The 7,912-nt window shown below is 56.2% G+C and carries 5 protein-coding genes; all 5 read right to left on the reverse strand.

All coding sequences use genetic code 11. The annotated features are described in order from the left end of the window. Nucleotides 1-50: 50 nt before the first annotated feature. The 5 genes from ABY734_RS14495 to ABY734_RS14515 all read right to left on the reverse strand — a co-directional run bounded on the left by ABY734_RS14495 (nucleotide 51) and on the right by ABY734_RS14515 (nucleotide 7,718). On the reverse strand, nucleotides 51-2,015 hold the full coding sequence (locus ABY734_RS14495) for an acetoacetate--CoA ligase (protein WP_372780026.1): 1,965 nt from the start codon (nucleotides 2,013-2,015) through the stop codon (nucleotides 51-53). Nucleotides 2,016-2,022: 7 nt separating this feature from the next. After that, nucleotides 2,023-2,925 carry a hydroxymethylglutaryl-CoA lyase gene (locus tag ABY734_RS14500; protein ID WP_372780027.1) on the reverse strand — a complete coding sequence of 301 codons (903 nt, stop codon included), beginning with the start codon at nucleotides 2,923-2,925 and terminating at the stop codon, nucleotides 2,023-2,025. After that, nucleotides 2,925-4,922 carry an acetyl-CoA carboxylase biotin carboxylase subunit gene (locus ABY734_RS14505; RefSeq protein ID WP_372780028.1) on the reverse strand — a complete coding sequence of 666 codons (1,998 nt, stop codon included), beginning with the start codon at nucleotides 4,920-4,922 and terminating at the stop codon, nucleotides 2,925-2,927. The genes ABY734_RS14500 and ABY734_RS14505 overlap by 1 nt, the downstream gene beginning before the upstream one ends. 2 nt (nucleotides 4,923-4,924) lie before the next feature. After that, on the reverse strand, nucleotides 4,925-5,707 hold the full coding sequence (locus tag ABY734_RS14510; RefSeq protein WP_372780029.1) for an enoyl-CoA hydratase/isomerase family protein: 783 nt from the start codon (nucleotides 5,705-5,707) through the stop codon (nucleotides 4,925-4,927). Nucleotides 5,708-6,113: 406 nt separating this feature from the next. Further along, nucleotides 6,114-7,718, reverse strand: coding sequence for a carboxyl transferase domain-containing protein (locus tag ABY734_RS14515; RefSeq protein WP_372780030.1), 1,605 nt, complete (start codon nucleotides 7,716-7,718; stop codon nucleotides 6,114-6,116). Between the last annotated feature and the right edge of the window lie 194 nt (nucleotides 7,719-7,912).

Genomic DNA, 7,912 nt, shown 5'->3' on the forward strand with positions numbered 1-7,912 from the left:
TTCAAACCGTGTGCCCGCCGGATCGCAGGCCACATGGTGGAAAGAGTTACCTAACGGGCGAGTTGAGGCAAACTCCGGAAATAATCAAGGGCCTCGGGATTAGCCAGTGCATCGGTATTTTTGACCGGCTCGCCGTGCACGACATTGCGTACCGCCAGTTCGACAATCTTGCCGCTGATGGTTCTTGGGATATCGGGAACCTGCAACACCTTGGCCGGCACATGCCGGGGTGTCGTGTTCTGGCGTATGGTGGATTTGATGGTCTGGACCAGCTCGTCATTCAGCTCGATACCTTCGCGCAGTACCACGAACAGCACCACCCGGACATCGTCGTCCCAGTTTTGGCCGATAACAATGGATTCCAGCACGGCGTCGACTTTCTCGACCTGGCGATAGATCTCCGCTGTACCAATGCGCACGCCGCCGGGATTCAGTACCGCATCGCTGCGGCCGTGTATCACCATGCCACCTTGCGGCGTGATTTCGCCGTAGTCGCCGTGGGCCCATAGGTTGTCGAACTGAGCGAAATAGGCTTTGTGAAAACGACTGCCGTCCTCATCATTCCAGAAGCCAATGGGGCAGCAGGGGAAGGGTTTGGTACACACCAATTCGCCTTTCTCTTCCGTAACAGACTGACCTTCGTCGTTCCATATCTCCACTGCCATGCCCAGGCCGATGCATTGAATCTGGCCTTTGTAAACGGGCAGGGTGGGGTTGCCGAGCACGAAGCAGGAAATAATGTCGGTGCCGCCGCTGATGGAGGACAGGCACACGTCTTCTTTGAAATCCCTGTAAATGTACTCAAAGCTTTCGTGGCTCAGTGGTGAGCCGGTGGACAGGATGGCTTTCAAGGTATCGAGCTGGTGTGTTTCCTTTGGTTTGTGTCCGGCCTTTTCCAGCGATGCAATAAATTTCGCACTGGTGCCGAACACGCTGATGCCTTCCTGATCAATTGCATCCAGTAACAGTTTTCCCCGCTGGGCAAAGGGCGAGCCGTCAAACAGAACCAGTGTGCACTCGCTGGCCAGGCCGCTGACCAGCCAGTTCCACATCATCCAGCCGCAGGTAGTGAAGTAGAACAAGACATCGTCTGCGCCGAGATCCGTATGAAGCTGGTGCTCCTTTAAGTGCTGCAGCAGCGTGCCGCCAGCACTATGCACGATGCATTTTGGCGTGCCGGTGGTACCGGAGGAATACATAATGTAGAGCGGGTGATCAAAGGGCAGGGCTTCAAAGCGCAGCGGTGTCGGGCTGCTGCTGAGAGCGTCGCGGAAATGCTGGGCTTTGTCGATAGTTGAAATATCAGCGCGTTCAGTGGTTACCGAGGTGACGATAACCTGCTCTATTGATTCGAGTGAGGCGGCAATCTCGGCGACCCGCTCTCGGGTGTCCAGCGTCTTGCCATTGTAAAAATAGCCGTCAATGGCGAACAGCACTTTCGGCTGGATCTGGGCAAAACGGTCCATGACCCCCTGAAAACCAAAATCCGGCGAGCATGAGGACCAGATAGCGCCAATACTGGTAGTGGCGAGCATGGCAACCACGGTTTCCGGGATATTGGGCATAAACCCCGCGACGCGATCACCAGCTTGCACGCCCTGTTCGCGCAGGGTATGGGCCAGTTGTTCTACTTGGGTATAGAGCTTGGCGTAGCTCAGTGTGCGGCGCTGCCCGTTTTCCAGCAGGCCAACGATAGCGGTTTTGTCGTCGCGGCGGCGCAGCAGGTTCTCTGCAAAGTTCAATTTGGCGCCGGGAAACCACTGGGCGGCGGGCTCGCCACAGGTGGGAAAGGTAGCGCCGTGATCAAGCACGCGTTCACAGTTTTTCTGCGCTTTGACACCGCAGAAATCCCAAATCGATGCCCAGAAAGATTCCGGATTTTCTACTGACCAGCGGTGCAGACTCGCGTAATCCGCAAAGCTGAGCTGATGTTTGTCTTGCAGCCAGTGCTGGTATGCCGTCAGTCTGGCGTTCGCAATGCGGTCAGTGGATGGCGTCCAAAGCGGTGTCGTCATAGGCTGTTTACTGTCTCTTGGCAGTGATGGCATTGGCAACGCGGGAGTTGTTGGGGCGATTCAAGCGATCTGAAATGGCGTTGCCAGCGTTAATCAGTTTGTCGAGGTCAATACCGTGCTCGATACCAAGGCCATTGAGTAAATAGATCACATCTTCAGTCGCTACGTTGCCGGAAGCACCTTTGGCATAGGGGCAGCCGCCGAGACCAGCGACTGAGCTGTCGACGGTTGCTACGCCCATTTCAAGTGACTTGAGAATGTTGGCGAGCGCCTGACCGTAGGTGTCATGGAAGTGTACCGCCAGTTTTTCCATGGGAATTTCCTTACCCAGTGTTTCCAGCAAGCGCTGAACGCTGGCGGCGGTGCCTACGCCTATAGTGTCTCCAAGGGAGACTTCGTAGCAGCCCATGGCCAGCAGCTCGTGGCTTACCTCCAGCACCTTTTCCGGGGCGATGTCGCCCTCATAGGGGCAGCCAACCACGCAGGACATATAGCCACGCACCGGAATATTGGCGGCTTTGGCGGCATCCATAACGGGTTTAAAACGCTCCAGACTCTCGGCAATGGAGCAGTTGGTATTCTTCTGGGCGAAAGCTTCGGAAGCCGCGCCGAAAACCGCAACCTCGTCAGCCCTGACGGCGAGCGCCCTTTCAAAGCCTTTCAGGTTGGGCGTAAGCGCCGAGTAGGTGACGCCGTCTTTTCGTTGAATACCCTGAAACACCTCTTCACTGTTTGCCATTTGTGGCACCCATTTCGGGTTCACAAAGCTGCCACTTTCTATGGTAGTGACGCCAGCATCGGCCAAAGCGTGAATCAGCTCGATTTTATCCTGCGCTTCTAGCGGATTCTTTTCATTTTGTAGACCATCGCGGGGGCCTACTTCGACTACGCGTACCTTGCCCGGTAACATTATTCGCTCACCTCAAATTCCAGCAGTTGGGCCCCACCATCAACCAGATCGCCGGGATTGAAGAAGAAACTCACCACCTTGCCATCGGCCGGTGCCGTGATGGTATGTTCCATTTTCATGGCTTCCATAATCATCAGTGTTGCACCTTTTTTCACCTCACTGCCTGCGTCCACACCGTGGGCCACGATGGTGCCGTTCATGGGCGCGGCAAAACCGGCGCCTGCTGCACTGTCGTCCATTTCGCCGGTATCGGGCTTCACCAGCGTGAAGCTGAAGGCGTGGTCCTGAAGATAGACGTTGTAGTCATCCTCAAATTTGCTGACGGTGGCGCTCAGGCGATGGCCGTCGATAATGGCGCTGAGTTTGCGGCCACTGAGTGAACCGCTGGCCAACAGGGCCTGGCCTTCAAAGCTCAGACGGAACTGGTCACCCACAGGTTCAATGTCCACGCGGTGCTCGTGGTCCTGCCAGCGAACGTCCACATGGCAATATGCAGGCAGGTTGGCGCGCCAGCCAAAAGGACTGTTCCAGGGGGAGTCGGGCTCGCTACTTCTGGCTGCGTTTTGCCGTTGCGTTTGGGCCTGTTCCAGAAGAACAAACAGGGCCGCCAGCGGCAGCAGTTGGTTCAGGTCAGTGTCGTTATCTTTGAACAGCTCATCATTGTGCTGCTCGATAAACCCCGTGGTCAGCTCAGCTTTTTCAAAAGCCGGATGAGTGGCAAGGTTGTACAGAAAGGGCAGGTTGGTCACCACGCCGCCGATATTGTACTGGGCGAGGGCACTTTGCAGACGCTTGAGGGCGCGATCGCGGTTTTCGTCCCAGGTAATCAGCTTGCTGATCATGGGGTCGTAGTACACGCTGATCTCATCGCCTTCCACCACACCGGTATCCACGCGCACATGATCGCCTTGGGAAGGCTCTTTGAGAAAGCGCAGCTTGCCGGTCTGAGGCAGGAAGTTATTGTCCGGGTCTTCGGCATAAACGCGAGCTTCAAAGGCGTGGCCGCGAATAGACAGTTCTTCTTGCTTGCAGGGCAGGGTTTCGCCGTTGGCGACTTTCAGCTGCCAGCTCACCAGATCCTGGCCGCTGATCATTTCGGTGACCGGGTGTTCTACCTGCAGGCGGGTGTTCATTTCCATAAAGTAAAATGAACCATCGCTGTCCAACAGAAACTCGACGGTGCCTGCACCGACATAGTCAATCGCCTGAGCTGCGCGAATGGCAGCCTCGCCCATTGCTGCGCGAAGCTCTTCGGTCATGCCTGGAGCGGGGGCTTCTTCGAGCACTTTTTGGTGGCGGCGCTGCACCGAGCAATCGCGTTCAAACAGGTGAACGGCATTGCCGTGGCTGTCGCAGAACACCTGAATTTCAACGTGCCTTGGTCCGGTCAGGTATTTCTCGACAAGCATTTTGTCGTCGCTGAAGGATTTCAGGGATTCTCGCTTGGCCGCCGCCAGTGCTGCGGAGAATTCATCACTGCTCCACACCTGACGCATGCCTTTTCCGCCACCGCCAGCAGCAGCTTTCAGCAGCACAGGGTAGCCCATATCGTCGGCGGCTTTTTTCAGGATGGCTTCATCCTGATCTTCGCCGTGGTAGCCGGGTACAAGCGGTACGCCGGCTTTTTCCATAATCTGCTTGGCGGCAGATTTAGACCCCATTGCCTCAATCGCACCAGTAGGTGGTCCAATAAAGACAATGCCTTCTTTGGCGCAACGTCGACAGAAATCTGCGTTTTCCGATAAGAAGCCGTAGCCGGGGTGAATCGCCTCAGCGCCCGTTTTCTTGGCTGCCTCGATAATGCGATCCACCACCAGATAGGACTCATTGGCTGGCGCCGAGCCGATATGCACGGCTTCGTCCGCGAGGCCTGCGTGCAGGGCATTGCGGTCTGCGTCGCTGTATACAGCCACAGTGCGAATGCCCATCTTTCTTGCGGTTTTGATAATGCGGCAGCTGATTTCACCGCGGTTGGCAATAAGGATTTTTTTAAACATGGTTATTTCACCCAGTTTGGTGAGCGTTTTTCGAGAAAGGCTTTGAGTCCTTCCTGGCCTTCGGCAGACACACGAATATCGGCAATACGTGTGCAACTGTCGGCTATCAGGTCGGGGGTAATTTCACGGTTGGCGTAATCAAGCACCAGTTGCTTGGCTTGTGTGAGTGCTTGTGGGCTGTTCGATAGCAGCGTTGTCGCCAGATCGTTAATGGTGTTGTCGAGTTCTTCTTCGGCGACCACTTCATTCAGCAGGCCGAGTTGCAGAGCGGTTTCAGCGTTGAAACGTTCACCGGTCTGGAAATAACGGCGCGAGGCGCGCACGCCCATAGCCTGAATCACATAGGGGCTGATGGTAGCTGGTATCAGGCCGATTTTGACTTCGCTCAGGCTGAAACTTGCGCGCTCGGTGCCAATGGCCATATCGCAGCAGCTGACGAGGCCTACCGCACCACCAAAGGCCGCGCCTTGTACTCTGGCGATGGTGGGTTTGGGGAATGCATTGAGTACGCGCAGCATTTCGGCGAGCTGGCCAGCGTCTTTTTTGTTTTCTTCGTGGGTGTAGTTGGCCATGCGTTGCATCCAGCTCAGGTCGCCGCCGGCGGAGAAGCTTTTGCCTTCGCCGGCCAGGATGAGTACGCGGACTGTTTTGTTGGATGCCAGTGTGTTTAGTGCTTCGGTGATTTCCAGGATCAGGGAGTCGTCGAAGCAGTTGTGTTTTTCGGGGCGGTCCAAGGCGAGAGTCGCCACGCCTTTTTCGTCGATGTTGGTTTTTAGGTAGCTCATATAATTTCGCTCGATTTTTTGCCGTGCTAGTTCTTTGCCACTGTTTCGCCCTGTTGGGCGAGTTACTTCTTTTGCTTGTCCCAAAGAAGTAACCAAGAAAAGGACACCCCTGTTCCGGCGCCCTGCGGGTTCCCTGCGATGCTCGATCAACAACGGTCGCTGCGCAACTCGACCTCCGCGTCTATCGACGCTACGGGACTCGAACAGTGCTCGCTCTGGCCCGTTGTTGCTCTGCGCTTCTCGGCGCCTCCAAAGGGGCAGGGGCTCGACCAGAGCGCAGCGCAGGTCGACTGCGGAACCGGGAGCCCTTTTCCTTGCCTACTTCTTTTTGGGCACGCAAAAAGAAGTAGGTCGCCCAGCAGGGCGAAACCTTGCTCGCCGTTCAATCCCATGCAGCACCTAAGCATCACATCCTAAACACGCCAAACCGAGTCTCCTCAATCTCCCGATTCAGCGAAGCCGCCAGGCTTAAACCCAACACCCTTCGGGTATCCGCCGGATCAATAACCCCATCATCCCAAAGCCGAGCAGACGCATAATACGGATGCCCCTGATGCTCATACATTTCCAGCGTCGGCTTTTTAAATTCGGCTTCTTCTTCGGCAGACCACTCTTTCCCTTCGCGTTCCAGCTGGTCGCGCTTGATCTGTGCCAGCACACCGGCGGCTTGTTCGCCGCCCATGACCGAGATGCGTGCGTTGGGCCACATAAACATAAAGCGGGGGTCGTAGGCGCGGCCGCACATACCATAGTTGCCGGCGCCGAATGAACCGCCGATCAAAACGGTCAGTTTAGGCACCTGTGCGCAGGCCACAGCCGTTACCATCTTGGCGCCGTGCTTGGCGATGCCGCCGGTCTCGTATTGCTTGCCGACCATAAAGCCGGTGATGTTCTGCAAGAAAATCAGCGGAATCTTGCGCTGGGCGCACAGTTCAACAAAGTGGGCGCCTTTCTGGGCGGATTCGGAAAACAGAATGCCATTGTTGGCGACAATGCCCACCGGTATGCCGTAGAGGCGGGCAAAACCGCAGACGAGGGTGGTACCGTACAAAGCTTTGAACTCGTCAAAATCAGAGCCATCTACGATGCGGGCGATGACTTCGCGCACGTCATAGGACTTGCGAGTGTCGGTGGGGATCACCCCGTAAATTTCTTCTGGCGGATACTTGGGTTCTTGCGCTTCCACGACATCCAGTTGTTGTGGTTTTTTGCGATTCAGCCGCGAAACAGAGTTGCGCGCCAGTTGCAGGGCGTGGTGATCGTTATTGGCGTAGTGATCAGACACACCGGAGGTCTTGCAGTGAACATCTGCGCCGCCCAGTTCTTCGGCGGTCACGACTTCACCGGTGGCGGCTTTTACCAGCGGTGGACCGGCGAGGAAGATGGTGCCCTGATTTTTAACGATAATGGATTCGTCGGCCATAGCCGGAATGTAGGCACCGCCGGCAGTACAGGAACCCATCACCACGGCGATCTGGGGAATGCCTTTGGCGGACATATTGGCCTGATTAAAGAAAAAGCGGCCAAAGTGATCGCGATCCGGGAATACATCGTCCTGGCGGGGCAGATTGGCACCGCCGGAATCTACAAGATAGATACAAGGCAGATTGTTCTGCTCGGCAATACTCTGGGCGCGCAGGTGTTTTTTCACGGTGAGGGGGTAGTAGGAGCCACCTTTAACCGTGGCGTCGTTGGCAACGATCATGCACTCCTGACCCGCCACGCGGCCGACGCCGGTAATGATGCCGGCTGCCGGCACATAATCCTCATATACTTCCCAGGCTGCGAGTTGGGACAGTTCCAGAAAGGGCGAACCCTCGTCGAGCAGAGCATTGATGCGCTCGCGGGGCAATAGCTTGCCGCGCTCGGTATGGCGCTTCTGGTACTTTTCGCCGCCACCCTGACTGATCTGGGCGATTTTGGCCCGCAGGTCGTCCACCAGCGTTTGCATATGCTGGCGGTTGGCTTCGAATTCCTCGGAGCGTGGGTTGATTGTGGAGCTGATGATCATGTTGTTTTCCTTTTAACCCTTGCGATGCTCGCAGTGCGGTTGCCCCTCACCCTGTCCCTTCTCCCCCAGGAGAGGGGACCCTCCATTATGGTTAAGGTCGCCCCCTCTCCCTGTGGGAGAGGGTCGGGGTGAGGGTGGTTTCACGCAGTTTCCTTAAACAATTCCCGCCCAATCAGCATGCGCCGAATTTCCGA

This window comes from Litorivivens sp., from assembly GCF_041624475.1.
Lineage (GTDB): Bacteria > Pseudomonadota > Gammaproteobacteria > Pseudomonadales > Spongiibacteraceae > Litorivivens.

What these genes read in the sequence shown, in the direction of transcription:
- ABY734_RS14510 (WP_372780029.1), bottom strand. Translation starts at nt 5,707, where the DNA reads ATGAGCTACCTAAAAACCAACATCGACGAAAAAGGCGTGGCGACTCTC.
- ABY734_RS14500 (WP_372780027.1), bottom strand. Translation starts at nt 2,925, where the DNA reads ATGTTACCGGGCAAGGTACGCGTAGTCGAAGTAGGCCCCCGCGATGGT.
- ABY734_RS14505 (WP_372780028.1), bottom strand. Translation starts at nt 4,922, where the DNA reads ATGTTTAAAAAAATCCTTATTGCCAACCGCGGTGAAATCAGCTGCCGC.
- ABY734_RS14495 (WP_372780026.1), bottom strand. Translation starts at nt 2,015, where the DNA reads ATGACGACACCGCTTTGGACGCCATCCACTGACCGCATTGCGAACGCC.
- ABY734_RS14515 (WP_372780030.1), bottom strand. Translation starts at nt 7,718, where the DNA reads ATGATCATCAGCTCCACAATCAACCCACGCTCCGAGGAATTCGAAGCC.